The sequence below is a fragment of the Pseudoalteromonas sp. NGC95 genome (genome assembly GCF_015864705.1).
In the GTDB taxonomy this organism is placed as follows: domain Bacteria; phylum Pseudomonadota; class Gammaproteobacteria; order Enterobacterales; family Alteromonadaceae; genus Pseudoalteromonas; species Pseudoalteromonas arctica.
This window is the reverse complement of sequence record NZ_JADYWR010000003.1, coordinates 202,223-223,991: the sequence shown is the minus strand read 5'-3', so window position 1 is coordinate 223,991 and position 21,769 is coordinate 202,223. Positions and strand designations below refer to the sequence as shown.

The following is a 21,769-nucleotide window of genomic DNA, read 5'->3' as shown; positions in this document are numbered from 1 at the left end:
ATCGCTCTACTACGTCTTTTTAAAAACTACGTCACGTCTAATATTATTCATCTTTAAACATATTCGAAAGCTGATGACCCAGTTAACAACTAAGGGAAAACAGCGATCGAGGCAGCTTAAATCGAAATAATAAAAGTTTAAAAAATGATGTTAAACGCTATTGCAAATCGTGATATTGAACAAGCGACTCACACTTTACTTAAGTGCATTAGTAATTTAACTATTGAGAAATGAGGTAATTACTACGAGTTTATAAAATGTTTGGGTTTGGTAAAAAAAGCTTAACGAGTGAAGCAGTCTAACAACGCCAAAACTATTGCTTTAGTTCTATTATTCTAGTTCTATTGCTTTAGTTTTGGCGCTTATTAAAGGGATAATACTAGCCTTTCATTTGTTCAAGCTCTTTGCCTTTGGTTTCGTGTAAAAACTTAAATACAAATATAACTGAAACAAACGCACAAAATGCGTAAAAACCATAAGCCCCAGCTAAACCAATGCCTGTGAGCATAACAGGGAACGACCAGGTAATTAAAAAGTTAGCTATCCACTGGGCAAAGCCGGTAACTGCAAGGCCAGAGCCGCGAATTTGGTTAGGGAACATTTCACCTAGCATAACCCACATTACAGGGCCCCACGATAGATTAAAAAAGAACACATACGCATTAGCGGCTATTAAAGCAACTATGCCCTGCTCTCCTAATTCTAAATTACCTGTTGAGCCAATATCTGCATTTAAAAAGGCATAAACAATAACCGAAAGCGTCACCGTCATACCAATTGAGCCGGTTAACAAAAAAGGTTTTCTGCCAATTTTGTCTATAAAATACATGGTAATAAACACCGCTAAAATACTTACAAAGCCGCTTATTATATTAATAAGTAACGCGTCAGATTCAGTAAAACCAGCGGCTTGCCAAAGTACCGCGCCGTAGTAAAAAACAACGTTAATGCCTACTAATTGTTGAAATGTAGCTAAGCCAATTCCTATCCAAACAATGGGGCGTAAACGTTTTTTAGGTTTATCAATAAGATCAGATAATTTAGGTTGGTGTTTATCACCAGCAAGAGACTCTGCTATTTCATTTAATTTAAGAGAGGCAGTTTCAGCACCATATAATGACGATAACACACGTGCAGCAGCGTCTTTTTTACCAGCCATAATTAAGTATCGAGGGCTTTCGGGGATAAAAAATAAAGCGATTAAAAACAAGCATGCAGGTAATAATTCAACCCAAAACATCCAACGCCATGTTTCGAAGTCGAGCCAAAATAAAGCCGTAGAACCGCCAGCCGTATTTGCTAAAAAGTAGTTACTTACAAATGCGCTAAACAAACCAAATATAATAGCCACTTGTTGCAGTGTAGAGAGCGTGCCTCTGTATCGTGCGGGGGCAATTTCGCTAATATAAGCTGGGGTCATAACCGATGCAGCCCCTACAGCTAAGCCACCTAAAATGCGATAAATCACAAATTCAAACGATGTGACTGACACACCCGAGCCCCAAGCACTTATAATAAATAAAGCAGCGGCAAAAAGTAAAATTGGACGCCGACCAAATTTATCAGCCAATCGACCTGCGCCAAAAGCACCAATGGCGCAACCAATTAGCATACTCGATACGTTAAATCCCGTACCCGCACTACTGGAGTCAAACGCAGTTTGGAGCCCATCAACCGTGCCGTTAATTACGCCGCTGTCAAACCCAAATAAAAAACCGCCAATGGTCGCAACAAAGCAAACCAATACTATTAAAAGTACATTTTCTTTCTCGTTCATAAGTATCCATATTGTGTGTTGTTGTTATTTTATATAGATTTTGAAGCTCAAAAGGATATACGTTTTCGCTTATTTAGTTATTTTTATTGGCTGAGCTTGATTCTCTTTCTATTAATTCAAAATCTAAAATATGTCTTAAGTCTAAGCTTTTTACATTGCTCAAATCGTTATACTGACCTGATGCAAGTAAAGTAATGGCAAGCTCAGCCATTTCATTAATGGGCTGTCTTACGGTTGAAATATTTGGCCAAACTATGGTCGCAAGTTGCGTGTCATCAAAGCCAACAACCGACAGTTCGCTTGGAATATTAATACCTTGTTTTTGAGCTATTGAGATTACAGCGGCTGCCATATCATCGTTAGCTGCAAAAATAGCTGTTGGTTTATCATCAAGCGAAAGTAATTTTATTGCCGCTTCCATACCCGATTGATAGGTAAAACTGCCCTGCTCTATATACTCAGGTGGCGTTATTATTTCATTAGAGCGCAGCGCATCTAAATAACCTTGGTAACGCAAACGGCTTACACCTTGTTTAGTGTCGCCAATAATATGTGCAATTTTGCTATGCCCTTGATTTATTAAATGCTCTGTAACATCAAACGCCGCTTGATAATCGTCCATGCATATATAAGGGGAGCGATTTAATTTTGTATCTGGCGTTATTCTTACAAATGGCACTTGAGCTTTAGTAAGCACATCTAAAACCTGTTCGTTATCGCACATAGGAGGCAGTAAAATCATGCCATCAACTTGTGTAACATCAATAAGTTGCTTTACCGATTCAATTGTTTTGTCAATATCGGTATGCGCTTCGTCAACAACTAGGTGGTAGCCCAGAGCGCGGCATTTTTTAAGCGCTGCTAACAAAAACTGGCTTATGTAAGAGTCACTTGGGTTATCGTATAAAAGCCCTAAAAAGAATGACTTAGTACTAGCAAGGCGCCTAGCAGACACATTTGGCCTGTAATTTAATTGCTCAACAACCGTCATTACTTTTTCGCGGGTTTTGTCGCTTACTTTTTTGTCTTGGTTGAGCACGCGCGAAACTGTCATCATTGATACACCAGCCTGCTCGGCTACATCTTGTATTCTTGCTCTTTTAGGATCGGCCATTACTGTTATTACCTACTCACAATCAGTGGATTGTTATAATTAACTTTCTTAATTTTCATTATACATAATTGTAAAGCTTGATATTGTTTACAGCGCGTTTTATATGATTACTTATTGACAAAGTCTTATACTACACCGAAAATGTTAGCGCTAACAACAAATTTGTAATATTCATACCCAATAATATAAAAAACTTAAAAAGGCCTATATTATGAGCATGCTGCAAAACCCAATTCTAAGAGGCTTTAACCCAGACCCAAACATCGTCAGAGTTAATAACGACTACTACATAGCCACTTCAACATTTGAATGGTTTGGCGGTGTGCAAATTCACCACTCTACCGATTTAGTAAATTGGCGAGTTATAGGCCAAGCACTTAACACCGTAGAGCAACTCGATATGCGAGGAATGCCCGACTCTTGCGGCGTATGGGCACCGCAACTTAGTTACAATAATGGCCGTTTTTATTTGGTATATACCAATGTAAAAAGCTTTGATGGCCCTTACAAAGACACACCAAACTATTTTGTATCAACCACTGATATTACCGGTAACTGGTCACAAGCGACTTACTTAAACTCTAGCGGTTTTGATCCGTCTATTTTTCACGATGATGACGGTAAAAGCTATTTGCTAAACATGCTGGTTGATCACCGCAACAACGCACTATTTGGTGGCATAGTAATGCAAGAGCTTTGCCTAAAAACCAATAAATTAATAGGCGATGTTAAACCTATATTTTCAGGCACAAAACTTGGTTGCACTGAAGGCCCACATATTTTAAAACGCGGCGCTTACTACTATTTAATTACCGCTGAAGGTGGCACTGGGTATGAACACTGCATTAGTGTAGCGCGTGCTAAAAACGTATTTGGCCCTTACCAAGTACACCCGCACAACCCCGTTATTACAGCAGCCCACGAGCCGAGTAATACGCTACAAAAATGTGGCCATGGAGATTTTTTTCAAACACAAACCGGTGATTGGTACACGGTATTTTTAACATCTAGACCACTGACTGAGCGCGGCCGCTGCATTACAGGGCGTGAAACAGGGATTGAGCAAATAATCTGGAAAGACGATGACTGGCCTTATGCCAAACACACAAATAAAGCCCCCAGAATACACGTACCCGTTGAAGGTTTAACGCTAAACCCACAGCCTCAACCCTCAACACATATTGATTTTAGTAACGATGGGCTTACTGTTGATTTTCAGTCATTGCGCATACCCATGTGCAAAAGCTGGGTGTATAAAAACACTCAAAAAGCATCGCTTACCCTAGTAGGTAAAGAGTCTTTAAGCTCATTGCATCAGCAAAGTTTTATTGCCAGGCGTGTACAGGCTCATCATACTGTTAGCAGCACATGCGTTGATTTTGCGCCGAGCAGTTTTCAGCAAATGGCGGGGCTTGTATGTTATTACAATACCGCTCATTACTACTATTTGCATATAAGCGGCGGCGATGTAGGCGATGAAACCACACCACGTTATTTAAATATAATAAGCTGCGATAAATACCAAACAAGCACGCCTGTTGCACCGCTTTTGCTTAAAACAAACAAACCTGTTTACTTAAAAGCTGACTTTAATGGCGCTCAGCTGCAGTTTTACTACGCCACCGAAAAAAGCTGCTGGATAAAGTTTGGTCCAGTGCTCGATGGCAGTATTTTATCTGATGATTACGTGCAGCAATCACCACAAGGGTATCGCCCGTGTTTTACTGGTGCTTTTGTTGGTATGGCGTGCCAAGACTTATCGGGGAAAAATAAAGAAGCTCACTTTTCATTTTTTAATTATGACGAACCTAGCGGCGAATAAATCGCCGCCAGTTAAGTTTATTAGTTGATTGAAAGCTTTTTGAAACTGCTTTAAAGCTCATTCAAAGCTCTATTAAAGTTCTCTTAAAACTATTTTAAAACAGGGCTTTAATACGCTCCATTTGTGATTGTAAAAGTAAACTTTGAGAGTGGCTCATAATGTCACTCTCTCGTTTATTTTCGCTCAGTAAGCGCCCTACTTCTTGGGCTTCAAAGCTGTAACCTTGTGACTGCCTGCCATCTTCAAAATGCTCAATTAAGTCATCAAGCTCATACAAGGAGCACTCATAAGCTCTAAATGCATCGGGTATTTTTATATAGCCTTTGTCGCCAATAATATACGCGTCATTCCCTAACCGGCATTGAAATGACGTTGCTAAGCTCACCATTACATCGCCACAATTAGCAGTAATAAGTACATCGTCTTCCACGCCTTTATAGCGAATATTTGCTCTTACGTGTAAGTTTTCAAGGTCGTTATTTAAAAAGTAATTGGCAATGGCAAGCGGATAAATTCCCATATCAAGTAAACAACCGCCCGCTAAATCTGGGTTGTATTCACGCCCGTCGGGGTTAAAAGGCACAGGGTAACCAAAGTCAGCTTTAACATGTTTAATAGTGCCAATTCGCCCTTGCTCTACCCATTGTTTTGCTTTTTGTATTGCAGGTAAAAAGTACGTCCACATGGCTTCCATTAAAAATACGTCGTGCTTTTTAGCCAGTAAAGACAACTGCTTACACTCTTCAGCCGAGACCGTAATGGGCTTTTCGCACAATACATGCTTACCTGCTTTAATAGCATCGCTGGCATTTTTAAAGTGAAAGTTATGCGGGGTCGCAATGTAAACTACATCAACGTTTTTATCGTCAAATAGTGCCTGATACCCTTCGTAGGCATTAGCCGCACCATACTTGCTCGCAAAAGCGGTTGCATCATCCCCATTTCTTGCTGCAACTGCGTACGCAACACCATTATTTGTATGTGCTAAGTCTTCACAAAATTGTGCGGCAATTCGGCCACAACCAACAATACCCCAGTTTATTTTTTTCATAGTGTTTCCTTATGATCTTAAAAAGAAATTTAAGTGAACTCCAACAACCAAGCAATAAACTTGCAAATTAATTGTTAAACATAGTTTAAAACTAGCTTGACTTAACAATATCAAATCATTAATGTTAGCGCTAACACTAAAACAACATTAAGTATCACATTTATGTTCCTTGGTATCGATTTAGGCACTTCAGGTGTAAAAGTAATTATTTTAGACGAGCAAGACCAATTGCTTGCTCAAGCAAGTGGCTCTTTAAGCGTTTCACGCCCAGCACCACTTTTTTCTGAGCAAAACCCTTCAGATTGGTGGCTTGCTACCTGTAGTGCAATCGAGGAGCTTAAAAATACTCACCCTGCATTACTAAAATCGGTAAAGGCTGTGGGCCTTTCTGGGCAAATGCATGGCGCAACGCTGCTTGATAAAAACAATAATATTATTCGCCCAGCCATTTTATGGAACGACGGGCGCAGTGCTGCACAATGTGTAGAGCTTGAAAAACGCGAACCAAATTCTCGTAATATTACCGGCAACATAGTAATGCCTGGTTTTACTGCGCCTAAATTGGTGTGGTTAAAAGAGTTTGAACCAGAAAACTTTGCAAAAGTAGCCAAAGTATTACTACCAAAAGACTACCTACGCTTTTTAATGACCGGTGATTTTGCATCAGACATGTCTGACTCAGCAGGCACACTGTGGCTAGACGTAGAAAAAAGAGCATGGTCGCAAAAAATGCTTAGCGCCTGCGACTTAACAGAGCAGCACATGCCTACCCTTTTTGAGGGCACACAAATTACTGGCAAATTAACAGCCCAAGTTGCTGCTAAATGGGGAATGGAGCAAGTTCCCGTTGTGGCAGGCGGTGGCGATAATGCTGCAGGCGCTGCCGGTGTTGGCGTAGTAAGGCCTAAACAAGCGTTTTTGTCATTAGGTACTTCGGGCGTTTACTTTGTTGCTAACGATAAATACCTGCCTAACCCAGAAGGTGCTGTACATACTTTTTGTCATTGCATTGAAAACACCTGGCACCAAATGTCAGTGGTGTTAAGCGCAGCAAGCTGTTTAACCTGGGTCACTAAATTAACCGGTTTTAAAAACGAAAGCGCATTGCTTGAACAAGTAAGTAAATGCGATTTTAGCAAACCAAGCTCAGTCATATTTTTACCTTATTTAACTGGCGAGCGTACGCCGCATAATAACCCCGATGCCAAAGGCGTATTTTTTGGTTTAGACAGCGATACCGATGCAGCAGCCCTTGGCCGCGCAGTACTAGAGGGCGTTGCTTTTGCCTTTGCCGATGGCCAACAAGTACTGCTTGATGCTGGCGCACAAATTGACGATGTAACCGTTATTGGTGGTGGCGCTAAAAGCCCACTGTGGGGAAAAATCATCGCAAGTGTACTCAACCGCCCCCTAATTTACCGAGAAGGCTCAGAGGTTGGCCCCGCATTTGGCGCAGCAAGACTTGCCCGAATAGCAGTAACACAACTCCCTGCACAACAAGTGTGTGTTAACGGCAAAGTAACGCAAACAATTGAGCCAGACCCAGTCATGCAAGACTTTTACGCGCAGCAATACACTACATACAAAGCACTTTACCAAAGTGTAAAAACATACTTTTAATACACTATTATAAAATTAACGGAGCACATTATGAGCGAACAATTTTTTACAAACGTTGAAAAAATCAAATTTGAGGGTGAAAACTCTAAAAATCCATTTGCATTTCGTTATTACGACGAAAACCAAGTAGTGCTTGGCAAAACAATGAAAGAACATTTACGTTTTGCAGCCTGTTACTGGCATAACTTTTGTTCTACAGGGTTTGATATTTTTGGTGAAGGTACGTTTGACCGTCCTTGGATCCAACCTGTAGGCAATCAATTAGAACTTGCTGAACAAAAAGTAAAAGTAGCCTTTGAATTTTATGAAAAATTAGGCGTTCCTTACTTTTGTTTTCATGATGTTGATATTGCCCCTGAAGGCAAAACACTACAAGAAAGCCACGATAACGTAACGCACATAGCTAACATTATCGAAAAAGAAATGCAGCGCACAGGTGTAAAACTACTGTGGGGTACTGCTAACTTATTCTCAAATCAGCGTTTTTGTGCCGGTGGTGCAACAAACCCTAACCCTGATACGTATGCATATGCAGCAGCACAAGTTAAACATGCAATGGAAATTACGCATCGTTTAGGCGGCGAAAACTACGTACTTTGGGGTGGTCGTGAAGGTTACGACACGCTACTAAATACAGACCTTGCACAAGAAAGCGAACAGTACGCACGCTTTTTGAAAATGGTTGTAGAGCACAAGAAAAAAATTGGTTTTAAAGGCACATTATTAATTGAGCCAAAACCACAAGAGCCAACTAAGCACCAGTACGATTACGATACAGCAACGGTTGCAGGCTTTTTATACAAGCACGGCTTACAAGACGAAATTAAAGTAAACATTGAAGCAAACCACGCAACACTTGCGGGTCATAGCTTCCACCACGAAATTGCAGTTGCTTGCGCAGAAGGCATTATGGGTAGTATTGATGCTAACCGTGGCGACATGCAAAACGGTTGGGATACTGACCAATTTCCTAACGATGTAGCTGAGTGCACACTTGTTGTTTACGAAATTTTAAAAATGGGTGGTTTTACAACGGGCGGCTTTAACTTTGACACTAAACTTCGTCGTCAATCGTGTGAGCGTGATGACTTATTCATTGGTCACATTGGCGGTATGGATACGATGGCTAAAGCATTACTCAATGCAGCAGCAATGATTGAAGGTGGCGAGCTGACTGATTTTGTTGAAAAACGTTACGCTGGTTGGAAAGAAGACCTAGGTCAAAGCATTCTAAATGGTGAGCAATCACTTGAAAGCCTTTCAGCCTTAGTACACGAGAACAACATCGATCCTAAGCAAGTTTCTGGTCGCCAAGAACTGCTTGAGAATATTGTTAACCGCTACGTATAAGGACATCGCCTCGGTTTTAAAGCCGAGGCGTACATCATTATGAACTTGTTAGAACAACTCAAAAAAGTAACCACAGTCGTTGCCGACAGTGGCGATGTAGAGTCAATCAAAGCCCTACAACCGGTTGATGCAACAACCAATCCTTCGTTAATTTTACAAGCTGCAAAATTACCTCAATATAAACATTTAATTGAAGACGCTATACAAAAAGCTGGCAACAACGTTGACGCTATATGCGACCAACTTATTGTTAACTTTGGCTGTGAAATACTAAAAGTAATACCTGGGCGTATATCGAGCGAAGTAGATGCGCGTTTATCGTTTGATACCCAAGCAAGTATTGCCAAAGGGCGTAAGCTTATTTCACTTTACGAGCAAGCGGGTATTTCAAAAGACCGCGTACTTATTAAACTTGCTTCAACATGGGAAGGTATAAAAGCCGCAGAGCAATTAGAAAAAGAAGGCATTAAGTGTAACTTAACGCTGCTTTTTTCGATGGCTCAAGCCATTGCGTGCGCACAAGCTAACGTAACGCTTATATCTCCGTTTGTTGGTCGTATTCTTGATTGGTACAAAGCCCGCGATAATAAAGAATACACCCCAAGCGAAGATCCTGGTGTGCAGTCGGTTACAGGTATTTATCAGTACTATAAAAAGTACGATTATAAAACCGTGGTAATGGGCGCAAGCTTTAGAAACATTCAGGAAATAATCGAACTTGCTGGCTGCGATTTACTGACTATCTCGCCATCATTACTCAATGATTTACAAAGCCAAGAAGGTGAACTGGTTACAAAGCTTGACGCTGCAAACATTGCCAAAGCACCGCAAAGCGACATAACCCCACTCACCCACGAGCAATTTTTATGGCAGCACAACGAAGATCCAATGGCCAGCGAAAAGCTCGGTGAAGGTATTCGTAACTTTGCCAAAGATCAGCGTATTTTGGCTAAATTGGTTGAAGACTTACTAAACTAATTTCCCTCAAGCCTGCTACATAACGTGCGGGCTTTTTTAATTTTATTTGAGGTAATACATGACTCAACTTTCTTCTCGTGCGCCTTTTGCTAATGCCATTCGTGCACTCAGTATGGATGCGGTACAGCAAGCAAACTCAGGGCATCCGGGCGCACCTATGGGTATGGCCGATATAGCCGAAGTACTGTGGAACGATTTTTTAAACCACAATCCAACCGATCCAAATTGGCCAAACCGAGACCGCTTTGTACTTAGTAACGGTCACGGCTCTATGCTTATTTATTCTTTATTGCATTTAAGCGGGTACGAGTTACCACTTAGCGAGCTTAAACAATTTAGACAAATGCATTCAAAAACCCCAGGTCACCCTGAATACGGTTATACCCCAGGTGTTGAAACAACCACAGGTCCGCTTGGCGCAGGTTTATCAAATGCCGTAGGTATGGCTATTGCCGAAAAAGCCCTAGCAGCACAATTTAACAAAGAGAGTTTTGATATTGTAGCTCATTACACTTACTGTTTTATGGGTGATGGCTGTTTAATGGAAGGCATATCGCACGAAGCATGTTCGCTTGCAGGCACATTAGGCCTGGGTAAACTTATTGCTTTTTGGGACGATAACGGCATATCTATCGACGGACACGTTGAGGGCTGGTTTACCGACGACACCGCAAAACGCTTTGACGCTTACGGCTGGCATGTAATAAAAGATATTGACGGCCACGACCCAGAGCAAATTGCCAACGCCATTGCACAAGCCAAACGAGTGAGCGATAAACCTACTCTACTTTGTTGTAAAACCGTGATTGGTTTTGGCTCGCCAAATAAATCAGGCTCGCACGACTGCCATGGCTCGCCATTAGGTAATGACGAAATAACTGCTGCACGCAAATTTTTAAACCTACCAAATGAAGCATTTAGTATCAGTGATGATATTTACGCCCATTGGGACGCTAAACAAAGCGGTGATAAAAAACAAAAACAATGGCAGCAACTGTTTAGCGACTACACCAAAAGCCACCCTGAGCTTGCCAAAGAATTTGAACGCCGCGTAATTAAACGTACCCTGCCTGACAACTTTGAAGCTATTGCAAACAACTATATTGCACAGTGCAACAATGACGCCGCTAACATTGCCAGCCGAAAAGCCTCGCAAAACACCATTGAAGCCTTTGCCCCGCATTTACCAGAGTTACTGGGTGGCTCTGCTGATTTAGCCGGTTCTAACTTAACGCTGTGGTCTGGCTCTAAAGGCATAAGCGCAGATGACGCCAGCGGTAATTACCTGTTTTATGGCGTGCGCGAGTTTGGTATGAGCGGCATTATGAATGGCATATCACTGCACAGTGGCTTTATTAATTACGGTGCTACGTTTTTAATGTTTATGGAATACGCCCGTAACGCAGTAAGAATGTCGGCACTTATGGGTATTCAAAATATATTTGTGTATACCCACGACTCTATTGGCCAAGGTGAAGACGGCCCGACTCATCAACCTATTGAGCAACTAGCCAACCTACGTATGACCCCAAACTTAGTCACATGGCGCCCGTGTGATGCAGTAGAAACTGCAGTGTCGTGGAAAAACGCGATACAAAATCAGCAGCAACCTACTGCGCTTATTTTTAGTCGCCAAGGGCTCAACCACCAGCCACGCAGCGCTCAGCAAATTAGCGACATAGAAAAAGGCGGCTATATTCTTAGCGATAGCAATAAAGTGCCTGAGCTTATTTTAATTGCAACGGGTTCTGAAGTTGATTTAGCAATGCAAGCCGCAAAAGAGCTGACAGCACAAGGTGTTGCAGTGCGTGTGGTATCAATGCCAAGCACCACATTGTTTGATCTACAATCAGACGATTACAAGCAAAGTGTATTGCCAAACTCGGTAGCAAACCGTATTGCAATTGAAACATCACACCAAGATTACTGGCTTAAATATGTTGGCTTACAAGGCAAAGTAATTGGTATGAGCACTTTTGGTGAGTCGGCGCCAGGTAACGTGTTATTAGAGCATTTTGGCTTTACCACCAAAAATGTAGTGAGCACCGCGCAGGCGTTAATTAAAGCCAACACTTAATATATTTAGTACGCGTAATGCGCTAAATAATCCAAACTTTATCCAATTAATGCGCCAAGCCTTTCAAAGCTCGGCGCATTTTTATAATTAACTAACAAAGGTGAACTATGAAATACTTACTATTAATTATGCTTTTTAGTGCAAGTACTAGTTTTAACGCATGGGCAAGTGACGAGCAAAATGATGAACTAATGCTAACGATTTTTTTAAAGCACGACCAATCAAAAAACCTCTCTGAAATAAAAGAAATACTCAACAACGCTAACTTTTACAAACACTTCCCGCCAGAAGGCGCAACAGTAGAATCTTGGAAAGTAATGATGGGTATAGGGCAAGTAGTTACCTTGCGCTTTCCGGCAGCGTTATTACCAAAAGTAAATTTATCGATTGAACGTTATGGTTGGAAAGCCTACAGCACTGAGTTTTATCCAACATACGATCTGTACCCAATCGTAAAAGAAGAAATTAAAAAAGCTAGAACGAACAATTAAAAGAGTAACTACCATGACAACTTCAATTGTTCAATACACACTAAGTAATGAAGCAAACGACACTATTTCTATTATTAACTACGGTGCCCGGCTTACCAGCTGGGTTACCCATGTTGATAATAAAAAACGAAATATTGTACTTGGCTATTCTAATATTAATGAATATTTAAATGACACGTTTTACTTAGGCGCTGTAGCCGGTCCTTATGCAAACAGGCTAAGTAACGCCCAAATAAACATCGATGATAAAGCCTATGCACTTAATAAAAACGAAGGAGTAAACCAACTTCACGGCGGCCAAAAAGCATTAAGCGACTTATTTTGGCAGCTCGATTATCATCAAAAAAATGCGCTAAGTTTAAGTATTACTCTACCCGATGGATACAACGGCTACCCCGGTAAAACTATATTTAACGTGCTGTATACCTTTACCACTAACAGTAAAAACCAAAGTAATCTTGATATTAAATTTACGATTACCAGTAATAAAAAAACCATTGCAGGGCCAACAGCGCACCCATATTTTAATTTAAATGGCATTACTAACAGCGCACAAGGGCATACATTAAAACTGGCTGCCGCGCATTATACCCCCGTAGATACAAACGCCATTCCCACAGGTTTACTAGCCCCAGTAGCAAATACCACTTTTGACTACACAAATGCGCGGGTGCTTAATAAAACCGATAAACTCGATCATAACTTTGTAACCGAGCAAGTACTTAATCTGCAAGCCAATAAGCAACACGCAGAGCTTACAAGCGCCGATGAAAAAGTAATGCTGAGTGTGCTTTCTAACTACCCTGCTATTCAGGTATATACAGGGCAGCACTTAAAAAATCCGTTTAACCAATTTGACGGTATTTGCTTAGAGCCGCAATTTTGCCCCGACAGCCCTAATAACCCACTCTTCCCATTTAGCTATTTAACACCACAAGTGCCTTTGCAAACGCATATTAGTTACTGCTTAACTAAAACCAATAAAAAATAGCTATTTTATAAACCAAAAAAGGATCGCTATTAAGCGATCCTTTGCGGGAGGTTAAATGTTTAGTGCGATTATAAATCGCTTACAAAGCTTTTAAGTTTTAGCTCACGGTCAATTAATAATGGGTAATCGGTGCGCCCTTGCATTGGCCAATCGTTACGCCAAGTGCGTGCATCGCTTATGCCCCAAAAAGTAACGCGGCTTACTTTATCGTCATGTTTTTTAAGTATGTCGAACACGGCTTTATAGCGCTCGCCTAACTGGGTGTTTACTTCACTAGGCAAACCATTCGGGTATGGGTTAAATCGCTCTTGTAGCGCAATATCTAACGAAATATCAGCCCCTTGTTCTTCACCCTCAGGGAATGGCAATACCGAAATATCAAGCTCGGTTATCATCACATCAATACCCGTTGCAGCGTATGCCACAATAGAGTCTTCCATTAACGAAAGCTCTGGGTTATCAAGGGAATAATGCGCTTGCATACCAATACCATCTATTTCAATGCCTTTGCTTTGTAAATTTTTAATAAGCGCAATTGCACCGTCTCTTTTTTCTGGCTTATATAAGTTGTAATCGTTGTAGTATAACTTGGCATTAGGCGCTGCCTGCTTAGCGTATTTAAACGCATATTCTATAAAGTCGTCACCAATAATGGTGCTCCATTTAGATTCACGCAGTGTGCCGTCTTCGTTAAGTGCTTCGTTTACCACGTCCCATGCAAAAATACGGTTTTTATAGCGCCCTGCAACTGCATTAATATGGTTTTGCATGCGCTTAAGTAATGCATCGCGGGTTAGCGGCTCGCCTTGTTCGTCTTCAAAAACCCAGTCAGGAGTTTGCGAATGCCACACTAATGTGTGCCCAACTAATTCTTGGTTGTTCTCTTGTGCGTACTGAACTAACGCATCAGCGGCTTCAAAATCATAGGTTTCAAGCTCTGGGTGTATACGCTCCCACTTCATTGAGTTCTCTGGCGTAAAGGTATTAAATTGCGCTTTAGCCACATTTAAATCTTCAGGCAAAGCCCCTAATATTTGGTCGCGGCTAATCGCTGTACCTATTTTAAAGTGGTCTTTAAATTGCGCTTTAAGCGTTAATTGCTCCGGCGCTTTTAATGTTGGTTTACTTTGCTCTGCTGCACCATTACAGCCAAGTGCAAGGCTCGACATTCCTAATAAAATAGCAATCGTAAATTTATTTTTATGCATGATGTACCTGTTGTGTGTTTTTTAGTGTGCAAGGTAAACTTAACACCATATAGTCTTTTTGACAACAACGTTTTATTAAAATAGACTGAACAAAAATAACACAGTACACATTCCTTAATCACACACTTTACTAGCAACAAAATTAGCAAGGACACACATGAAAAAAATAACAATAAAACGGCTTCTGTTAATTAGCGCATTTTTCGCCTCATTTATTTTCAGCGCCCTAATTCGAGCAGATAAAACCAGCACTCACGTGCCTATTTGGCATAAATTAAGCTTAACCCTTGAAGGCCCGCACACCAGCGAGCTTGCCACGCCTAACCCCTTTACCGACTACCGCTTAGATGCAACATTTACCAGCCCCACTAACAGGCAATATACAGTACCTGGATATTATGCAGCCGATGCAAACACTGCTCAAACACATGCAACAGCAGGCAACAAATGGCAGGTTTTGTTTTCGCCCAACGAACTTGGCAAATGGCGCTATACACTCTCATTTGTTAAAGGCCGTAATATCGCAAGCGTGCCATTAAATACTGTTACAAATGAGCAATCAGGCGGTTTTTTTGATAAACAAACAGGCGAGTTTAATGTTACCACCGCCACTAAGTCATCCAGCAGTAAAGACTTTAAAAGCAAAGGTAAGCTTGAATACGTTAATAAACCCTATTTGCAGTTTAATGGCTCAAAAGAGTACTTTTTAAAAGCCGGTGCTAACAGCCCCGAAGTGCTGCTTGGCTTTTCAGGGTTTGATGCCACTCCCACAAAGCGTAACTACCAAGCGCATATAAAGCATTGGCAAAATAGCGACCCTACATGGCAAACAATCAATACAGAGACTGATAACAGTAGTCATCAATCCTCTAAAGGCATTATTGGGCTAATAAATTATTTAGCGTCGCTTAACATTAACGCGTATTACTTTTTAACCATGAACGCCTACGGCGATGGCGACCAAGTTTGGCCATGGCTTAGCAAAACCCAAACCACACGCTACGATGTATCTAAATTAACTCAGTGGGATATTGTATTTAGCCACATGCAGCAAAAAGGCATAATGACTCACTTTGTAATGAGCGAAACCGAAAACGAATCACTGTTTGAATGGAACGAAAGCCAGCTTAAAAACGACTTTGCTGTTAGTCGTAAAATTTACTATCGCGAGTTATTTGCCCGCTTTGGCTATCATTTAGCAACCACGTGGAATATAGGCGAAGAAAACGGCTGGCAAGATCCAAGCGGCGACGATAAACAACAAAAAGCTAATACCACAAAACAAAGAAAGCAATTTGCCGATTACTTTCAATCACTCACCTACTACCCAGAGCATATTGTTGTACACAATGGCCCGTCGCTCGACTACCATATTTACGATAAACCAAACGACAACATTTTGGGCTACCCCGCCTACACAGGGGCAAGCTTACAAGGTGAACTTAAAACTAACACCACTTACGGCGATGTTTTAAAGTACCGCCAGCTTACTCAAAACAATGCTCACCCGTGGGTGATCACCATGGACGAGGCCTATATTTACGAGTATGCAAACAATGTAGATACGTGGCGTAAAAGTAACGTGTGGGCCACATTTATGGCAGGTGGCGCAGGTATTGAGTTTTATTTAGGCGGTGGCGGCGACCTTGTTGAACAAGATTTAACGCCTTACAAAAATTACTATTTAGCGATGACCAACGCTGTTGCGTTTTTTCAAAAATACGTGCCATTTACAAAGCTTACACCAGCCCCAGAGCTTACAAAAACAGGCTGGGCGTTAAGTGATAACTCAACGTTTTACTTATTTTATTTTAGTAATGCAAGCCAAGCACAAGTCACATTACCAAACGCGTGTTATACCCTCGACTGGTTTAACCCACGAACTAACAACTACATAAACGGCAAACGCTTTTGTGTAAATACCGCAACGAGTACACAACTGGCAACACCACCCAACACACCTAACAACGACTGGGTTTATTTAATTAACCTAAGCGCTAAATAATAAGGATAACAGCCATGAATCATTTAACAGTTAAACATTGTGTAACCGGCGTATTACTTACAACCGCAGCCACCATAGCATTGCCTGTAAACGCAGAAGATAAACCCACACAACTTACATCAGCTATTGTGAGTCAAAAAGATGCGCACATTACTCACTACGAAGGCGGCGATTTTCATACTTACTTTTATGGCGATACACCACTCACCAAAGGCGCTATTACAGGCGTTGCCGTTATTAAACCTCATAACGAAATACATCCTGCCCACCAGCATCCCGATGAAGAATACTTAATGATTCTTGAAGGCTCTGGCACGTGGACGCTTAATGGCAAAAGCCAGCCAGCACGCACTGGAGATATTTTATTTGCAGCCCCTAACGACGTACACGGCATTTATAACAACGGCGATGCGCCGCTTAAGTTTGTAGTAGTGAGGTATCAGGCTAAGTAGTTTTTTAGTGAAATAGACTAAGTGAATTATGCACAAAGAGGTTAAGAGGCGCTTCGCTTTTAGAGGAAAACAAAACAGCCTGATGTTGGATCAGAACACAGGCTATTTTGAGTAAGAGAAAAAATAACCATTCCTAAATAAGGTTATATAAGCCCCCTCAAAGAATAAATGTATCTTGGCAACTTCTTATTTGTTCTTCCAATTAGTTAACGCATGTTCCCATTCTGTAATTATTGGCAACAAACACTTTAGCTTTATTTCCTTATTATTTGATAATGCGAATAAAAGGTTCGATAGTTGATAACTATTACTATTTGAAATGACTAGAACGTTATTTACAGTTGTAGCATTTGAATTTTTAATTATATCCAAATCAACCCACCATTCTGCTTCATGTTTCCACCAATCAGCGGCAGAGTTTATTGCTGCTACATAAGCAATTCCAGAACGGTGACGAGGACCTAATTTATATGCTTTTTTATTTTTACCTAAACCTGAAAAAATAACTGTTTCGACTAAGCATTGCTGCGCAGCAACAAAACCAAGACCAACATAATATTCTGACTGATCAAATAAGCCATCTGAATCAGGGTCTGCTGAACTTTGAATCGCTAAATCTATTTCGGATAATTTTGCATCAAGCATCAAAAAAAGCTCTTCTAATCTAGCAAAATTTCCTAAAATATTAATCATTCAATAAAATTCCCAATTAGAGATTCAAATAAAAGCTCAATCAAAAATTATTTTTCACTTTATGATTACAGCATGCTCTTTAACTACATTAGTACCAAATACTATAACCTATTGCTAGTTATAAACTTTAAGCTCTTTTTGCTTATCATGATGCTTAAAAGTCATGGGGCACTTCTCATTTTCTTCTCATTCTTTTCTCTTCGTGAAAATTCCCAAAAAAAAGCCGAGTATTTAAAAATACTCGGCTTTGACTACACAATGCGGTTTACTGAACTACTTCAGCAATGGTTTTAATAACTGGCTTAGGGTTTAAATTACGATCCCATAGTAATGGGTAGTTTGTTCTGTTTGGGATTGGGTAGTCGTTTTTCCACGACATACCATCGTGTAATCCCCAAAAGGTTACGCGGTCTATTTTGTCGCGTTTTGCGTAAAACAGTTCAAACAAGGCTTTATAACGGGCGTTTAGTTGCGCTTCTACGTCGCTCGGCAAGCCATTTTTGTATGGGTCGAGGTAGGTTTCAAACTCTTCTAACTGAAACTGTGGTTTCATCATATCGGTGCCGGTAATCTGCCCTTCTTTTGTTAAAGGCAGCACGTCTATATCAAGCTCAGTGATCATCACTTTTATACCCAGCGCAGCGTAGGCGTCAATGGCTTGTTCAATGTATTGCATTTTAGGAAAATTAAGCCCCCAGTGCGCTTGTATGCCAATGCCATCGATTCGAATACCTTCTTTTTGCAGCATTTTGATCATACGTATAATGCCGTCTCTTTTTTCTGGTCGCCATGCATTAAAGTCATTGTAGTAAAGCTCGGTATTAGGTGAATACTGCTGGGCGTATTTAAATGCGGCTTTTACCATAGTATCGCCATCGCCTACGCGGTTAACCCACACAGTTGGGCGATAAGAGCCATCATCAGCAATCACTTCGTTTACTACGTCCCATGCATCTACTTTGTTTTTATAGCGCCCTGCTACCAGCTCTATGTGTTTGCGCATTTGCTCTAACTGCTCTGCAGGGGTATTTGGCTCATTTTTGCTATTTGTAAAAAACCAGTCAGGTGTTTGGTTATGCCACACTAAGGTGTGGGCTACGGTAAACATGTTATTTTGCTTGGCAAAATCTATAAATGCATCAGCACCACTAAAATCGATCTTACCTTGCTGTGGGTAAATTACTTCTGCTTTCATGGCGTTTTCTAGGGTGACTGTATTAAATTGCTTAGCAATAATTGACTGCGCGGCTGCGTTTTTGCCTGTCACTATATCTTGATTTACAGCAACCCCCATTTTGAATGAGTCTACAAAGGTGTTTTTAAGGCCTTGGTCTTGTGCAGCGTTTACGCTTAATGATCCTGCAAGTAAAAGCAGGCTGAGTGTGTGTTTTTTATGCATGTGTGTGCTCCGTTGAATCGTTATTATTTTCGATAAATATCATACAACGAAAAAAATAAATGATATAGTCAAAATGACCATTAATTATAAATTAAACAAACCTGAGTAAACGTCTATGCTAAAAACACACAAAAAAACGCTAAGCCTAGTTGTATTAATGCTCTGTTTTAATAAAGCAGCGCTGGCACAACAACCTGAAAATACACCTTTGTTAAACGCTGTAAACAGCCAAAGCAATGAGCAGTCGCCATTAATAAAGGGCGTAACACCCACACTCGTTAGTGACAATTTATTATTTTTAGAAGGCCCAACGTGGTCAAGCCAAGACAATGCGTTTTATTTTTCAGAAATAAACTTTGCTAGCTCGCAAGCACTTGGCCCTGATTCGACCATTTATAAATTAGTGCTGCCCAATACCCTCACCACTTATTTAAAACACAGTGGTACAAACGGCTTGTATGCCAAAGGAGAGAGCCTCTATACGCTTAACCATAGTACGCAATCGCTTTCTAAAATTAATATAAAAAGTAAGACCAATACCGTAATAGTCAATAAATTTGATGGGCTAAGCTTTAGCTCGCCAAACGATATGACTATGCATAAAAATGGCGATATATTTTTTACCGATCCTAATTGGCAACTAGGCGAACGCACTCAGCAAATGTCTTATACCGGTGTGTATAAGTTAAGCAATACAGGCGTACTTAGTTTAATTGACGCTACTCTTGAAAAGCCCAATGGTGTTGCGCTCTCGCCCGATCAACGTACCCTTTATATTGGCGACTTTAGTAACCGCGTCAGCAAATACACTATTGATGAAAACGGTGATATTTCAACACGTGAAGACTTTATTATAGTAACCTCACCCGATGGTATAAAAGTAGACTCTGCTGGCAATATTTACGTAAGCAGTCACAAAAAAGGCGTTATTAATATTTACACGCCACGCGGCTCACTTATCGATAAAATTGAACTTGGCCCTAATGTAACTAACCTTGCGTTTGGTGGTAAAAATCGCAAAACGTTATTAATAACCACCGCTAAGGGCTTGTTTACGCTTGATGTAAAAGTAGCGGGTTTGGCTAATTAGCTAAATTAGTTAAGCAACGTATTAAAGAGAAAGTTAAGCTCACTCGTTAAGCACAAAAACCGGTGTAACTTAGTTACACCGGTTTTTTATTATTTAAGTTATTGCTACCTAAGCTTTTGCCGCTTAGGCTTTTGCTACTTAGGTAGTGTTATTTTAATTAAACGTGTTGTTATAAAACTTAAAATTGCCCGATACATGCAGCATAGCTAACATATATAACGAACCATTGTAGTAACGGTAGCTACCTGTTGGTTGCGATAAAGACCAAAATTCGTTAAAAAACTCATTTGCTTGCCCAGAGTTTGTTGAAGCCAGTAATGCTACTGCATTCGCGGCTTTTTGACCTTCGCCTGCACAGCCTTTGTTTTGCGCTCCACCGTACGAATACACTTGCTCGTAACAGTTATTACTGTTGTTAGTTTTTGCATAACTTAAAAAGCCCAGTGCTTTATTTACTGCGCTTTTATGCCACGCTTGAGCACCCATTAAATGCGCGTCTAAACCCACATTCATAATTACGCGCCATGCATCAAATTCATACCATTGACCTGGGTTTGCTTGGTCGTTAAAAATGTAGCCAATAACAGGGCTGCCATCTAAGCGCGATAAAAATGTAGGTAAGTTCCAATGCGGGCTACCACTTACTTTTGTAAAATGGTTTTTAAGTAAGGTTCTACTTTTTGTGGCTACTTGTCGCCAGTAAGTTTTGTCTGCTTGGTTAGTTACGTTATTTGCAAAGTAGTCATAAAACGCAGGTATGTGATAAGAAGGGTCTGTTAGGTTATCAATGTAAGGTGAAAAGCGGATTATTTGGTTTTCCATCAGCTTATTTTTAATTGTGTTTAACATGGTAATGGCATCGTTGTAGTAGTTAAACTCACCCGAATTCCCCCAACGAGCAGAGGCATTAAGTAGTGCAAACGCAAAGTACTCTTCACCATCGGGAGCGGGGCCCTCATCCACTTTATAAACAAAGCCGTTTTGATTAAGCTTTAGTTTCCACGCGTAAACGCCTTGTTTTTTTACATCAGGGTGATTGTCTGGATTTTTTTGATACGCTTTTGCAAAGCGCCATAGGTTATCAAATTCTTCTTGTTTATTAAGCATGACAGCGGCGGTCATTCCCCACGATTGCCCTTCTGTTCTTATATCGTCGCCTTCGTCTGGGTTAATTGCTTTTATGTAGTGTGCTTTATAAACACCGTTTTCGGTGTACGGGTAGTAAAGTTGTTGTGTGTTGTTATAGCCAAACATATTGTCAAAAGTACTATTCACTTTTTGCTGTATATTTGTTTTACCCATTTCTTGTGCGAGGTTACGGTATGCTCCTGAACTGTCGGCGCCTACACTCGATGGGTTATTATTAAATGCAGCAAGTGATTGATAGCTTATTAGCGTTAACAATAAAGTTGTTATTTTAAAAAATACTTTCATGTTTATCCTCTTTATTTGAATTATATCAGCGTGCAAATTTAATATAGTCTTTTTGACCATTTGATCAAGGAATTCTCAAAATTATTTGTTTGTTTTATAAACTAAGTGAAATGTGTGAAGGTGTTTAATAAGTTCTTAAAAAATATAAAAGGCCGCTTAAAAAAGCAGCCTAAATCGACACAAATAGTGTTAAAAGCGTATTTATTAGTTATTTATT

17 protein-coding genes are annotated in these 21,769 nt (G+C 40.5%); 10 read left to right on the top strand and 7 right to left on the bottom strand.

Annotation, left to right across the window (positions count from 1 at the left end):
• Positions 1 to 379: 379 nt before the first annotated feature.
• On the bottom strand, positions 380 to 1,783 hold the full coding sequence (locus I6E70_RS04805) for a sugar porter family MFS transporter (RefSeq protein WP_442960294.1): 1,404 nt from the start codon (positions 1,781 to 1,783) through the stop codon (positions 380 to 382).
• Between the two features lie 67 nt (positions 1,784 to 1,850).
• Complete coding sequence (locus I6E70_RS04800) at positions 1,851 to 2,891, bottom strand: LacI family DNA-binding transcriptional regulator (RefSeq protein ID WP_197188167.1); 1,041 nt, start codon at positions 2,889 to 2,891, stop codon at positions 1,851 to 1,853.
• Between the two features lie 211 nt (positions 2,892 to 3,102).
• On the opposite strand from I6E70_RS04800, the gene I6E70_RS04795 reads away from it, so the two are divergent.
• A complete protein-coding gene (locus I6E70_RS04795; protein WP_197188166.1) occupies positions 3,103 to 4,713 on the top strand; it encodes a glycoside hydrolase family 43 protein in 1,611 nt (536 codons plus the stop codon).
• A 94-nt stretch (positions 4,714 to 4,807) separates the two neighbouring features.
• Here the strand turns inward: I6E70_RS04795 and I6E70_RS04790 are convergent, their stop codons facing one another.
• On the bottom strand, positions 4,808 to 5,764 hold the full coding sequence (locus I6E70_RS04790) for a Gfo/Idh/MocA family protein (protein WP_197188165.1): 957 nt from the start codon (positions 5,762 to 5,764) through the stop codon (positions 4,808 to 4,810).
• Between the two features lie 162 nt (positions 5,765 to 5,926).
• Here I6E70_RS04790 and xylB point away from each other — a divergent pair, with 162 nt between their 5' ends.
• The 6 genes from xylB (at position 5,927) to I6E70_RS04760 (ending at position 13,271) form a co-directional block, all read left to right on the top strand.
• Entirely contained in the window at positions 5,927 to 7,384 is a 1,458-nt protein-coding gene (gene xylB / locus I6E70_RS04785) for a xylulokinase (RefSeq protein ID WP_197188164.1), read from the top strand.
• A 30-nt stretch (positions 7,385 to 7,414) separates the two neighbouring features.
• Positions 7,415 to 8,734, top strand: a complete 1,320-nt coding sequence (xylA, locus tag I6E70_RS04780; protein WP_024594232.1) for a xylose isomerase — start codon at positions 7,415 to 7,417, stop codon at positions 8,732 to 8,734.
• 36 nt (positions 8,735 to 8,770) lie between these two features.
• Positions 8,771 to 9,712: a transaldolase gene (gene tal / locus I6E70_RS04775; protein ID WP_442960293.1), complete on the top strand. Its 942-nt coding sequence runs from the start codon at positions 8,771 to 8,773 to the stop codon at positions 9,710 to 9,712.
• A gap of 58 nt (positions 9,713 to 9,770) precedes the next feature.
• Entirely contained in the window at positions 9,771 to 11,789 is a 2,019-nt protein-coding gene (gene tkt / locus I6E70_RS04770; RefSeq protein ID WP_197188162.1) for a transketolase, read from the top strand.
• Positions 11,790 to 11,896: 107 nt separating this feature from the next.
• Complete coding sequence (locus tag I6E70_RS04765; RefSeq protein WP_007585159.1) at positions 11,897 to 12,280, top strand: hypothetical protein; 384 nt, start codon at positions 11,897 to 11,899, stop codon at positions 12,278 to 12,280.
• Positions 12,281 to 12,293: 13 nt separating this feature from the next.
• Complete coding sequence (locus I6E70_RS04760) at positions 12,294 to 13,271, top strand: aldose epimerase family protein (protein ID WP_197188161.1); 978 nt, start codon at positions 12,294 to 12,296, stop codon at positions 13,269 to 13,271.
• Positions 13,272 to 13,339: 68 nt separating this feature from the next.
• Here the strand turns inward: I6E70_RS04760 and I6E70_RS04755 are convergent, their stop codons facing one another.
• On the bottom strand, positions 13,340 to 14,479 hold the full coding sequence (locus I6E70_RS04755; protein ID WP_197188160.1) for an endo-1,4-beta-xylanase: 1,140 nt from the start codon (positions 14,477 to 14,479) through the stop codon (positions 13,340 to 13,342).
• 157 nt (positions 14,480 to 14,636) lie between these two features.
• On the opposite strand from I6E70_RS04755, the gene I6E70_RS04750 reads away from it, so the two are divergent.
• Together I6E70_RS04750 and I6E70_RS04745 are read left to right on the top strand one after the other, a co-directional pair.
• Positions 14,637 to 16,484, top strand: coding sequence for a DUF5060 domain-containing protein (locus I6E70_RS04750; protein ID WP_197188159.1), 1,848 nt, complete (start codon positions 14,637 to 14,639; stop codon positions 16,482 to 16,484).
• Between the two features lie 14 nt (positions 16,485 to 16,498).
• Positions 16,499 to 16,936 carry a cupin domain-containing protein gene (locus tag I6E70_RS04745; protein ID WP_197188158.1) on the top strand — a complete coding sequence of 146 codons (438 nt, stop codon included), beginning with the start codon at positions 16,499 to 16,501 and terminating at the stop codon, positions 16,934 to 16,936.
• 186 nt (positions 16,937 to 17,122) lie between these two features.
• On the opposite strand, the gene I6E70_RS04740 is transcribed toward I6E70_RS04745, so the two are convergent.
• Together I6E70_RS04740 and I6E70_RS04735 are read right to left on the bottom strand one after the other, a co-directional pair.
• The gene (locus I6E70_RS04740) at positions 17,123 to 17,629 is read right to left on the bottom strand and encodes a hypothetical protein (protein WP_197188157.1); all 507 of its coding nucleotides are present in this window, start codon (positions 17,627 to 17,629) and stop codon (positions 17,123 to 17,125) included.
• A 265-nt stretch (positions 17,630 to 17,894) separates the two neighbouring features.
• Positions 17,895 to 19,028: an endo-1,4-beta-xylanase gene (locus tag I6E70_RS04735; RefSeq protein WP_197188156.1), complete on the bottom strand. Its 1,134-nt coding sequence runs from the start codon at positions 19,026 to 19,028 to the stop codon at positions 17,895 to 17,897.
• 115 nt (positions 19,029 to 19,143) lie between these two features.
• Here I6E70_RS04735 and I6E70_RS04730 point away from each other — a divergent pair, with 115 nt between their 5' ends.
• Positions 19,144 to 20,118: an SMP-30/gluconolactonase/LRE family protein gene (locus tag I6E70_RS04730; RefSeq protein WP_197188155.1), complete on the top strand. Its 975-nt coding sequence runs from the start codon at positions 19,144 to 19,146 to the stop codon at positions 20,116 to 20,118.
• 153 nt (positions 20,119 to 20,271) lie between these two features.
• Here I6E70_RS04730 and I6E70_RS04725 read toward each other — a convergent pair whose 3' ends face one another.
• A complete protein-coding gene (locus tag I6E70_RS04725; protein WP_197188154.1) occupies positions 20,272 to 21,552 on the bottom strand; it encodes a glycosyl hydrolase family 8 in 1,281 nt (426 codons plus the stop codon).
• Positions 21,553 to 21,769 lie beyond the last annotated feature (217 nt).

What these genes read in the sequence shown, in the direction of transcription:
- I6E70_RS04800 (WP_197188167.1), bottom strand. Translation starts at nt 2,891, where the DNA reads ATGGCCGATCCTAAAAGAGCAAGAATACAAGATGTAGCCGAGCAGGCT.
- I6E70_RS04795 (WP_197188166.1), top strand. Translation starts at nt 3,103, where the DNA reads ATGAGCATGCTGCAAAACCCAATTCTAAGAGGCTTTAACCCAGACCCA.
- I6E70_RS04790 (WP_197188165.1), bottom strand. Translation starts at nt 5,764, where the DNA reads ATGAAAAAAATAAACTGGGGTATTGTTGGTTGTGGCCGAATTGCCGCA.
- xylB (WP_197188164.1), top strand. Translation starts at nt 5,927, where the DNA reads ATGTTCCTTGGTATCGATTTAGGCACTTCAGGTGTAAAAGTAATTATT.
- xylA (WP_024594232.1), top strand. Translation starts at nt 7,415, where the DNA reads ATGAGCGAACAATTTTTTACAAACGTTGAAAAAATCAAATTTGAGGGT.
- tkt (WP_197188162.1), top strand. Translation starts at nt 9,771, where the DNA reads ATGACTCAACTTTCTTCTCGTGCGCCTTTTGCTAATGCCATTCGTGCA.
- I6E70_RS04765 (WP_007585159.1), top strand. Translation starts at nt 11,897, where the DNA reads ATGAAATACTTACTATTAATTATGCTTTTTAGTGCAAGTACTAGTTTT.
- I6E70_RS04760 (WP_197188161.1), top strand. Translation starts at nt 12,294, where the DNA reads ATGACAACTTCAATTGTTCAATACACACTAAGTAATGAAGCAAACGAC.
- I6E70_RS04755 (WP_197188160.1), bottom strand. Translation starts at nt 14,479, where the DNA reads ATGCATAAAAATAAATTTACGATTGCTATTTTATTAGGAATGTCGAGC.
- I6E70_RS04750 (WP_197188159.1), top strand. Translation starts at nt 14,637, where the DNA reads ATGAAAAAAATAACAATAAAACGGCTTCTGTTAATTAGCGCATTTTTC.
- I6E70_RS04745 (WP_197188158.1), top strand. Translation starts at nt 16,499, where the DNA reads ATGAATCATTTAACAGTTAAACATTGTGTAACCGGCGTATTACTTACA.
- I6E70_RS04740 (WP_197188157.1), bottom strand. Translation starts at nt 17,629, where the DNA reads ATGATTAATATTTTAGGAAATTTTGCTAGATTAGAAGAGCTTTTTTTG.
- I6E70_RS04735 (WP_197188156.1), bottom strand. Translation starts at nt 19,028, where the DNA reads ATGCATAAAAAACACACACTCAGCCTGCTTTTACTTGCAGGATCATTA.
- I6E70_RS04730 (WP_197188155.1), top strand. Translation starts at nt 19,144, where the DNA reads ATGCTAAAAACACACAAAAAAACGCTAAGCCTAGTTGTATTAATGCTC.
- I6E70_RS04725 (WP_197188154.1), bottom strand. Translation starts at nt 21,552, where the DNA reads ATGAAAGTATTTTTTAAAATAACAACTTTATTGTTAACGCTAATAAGC.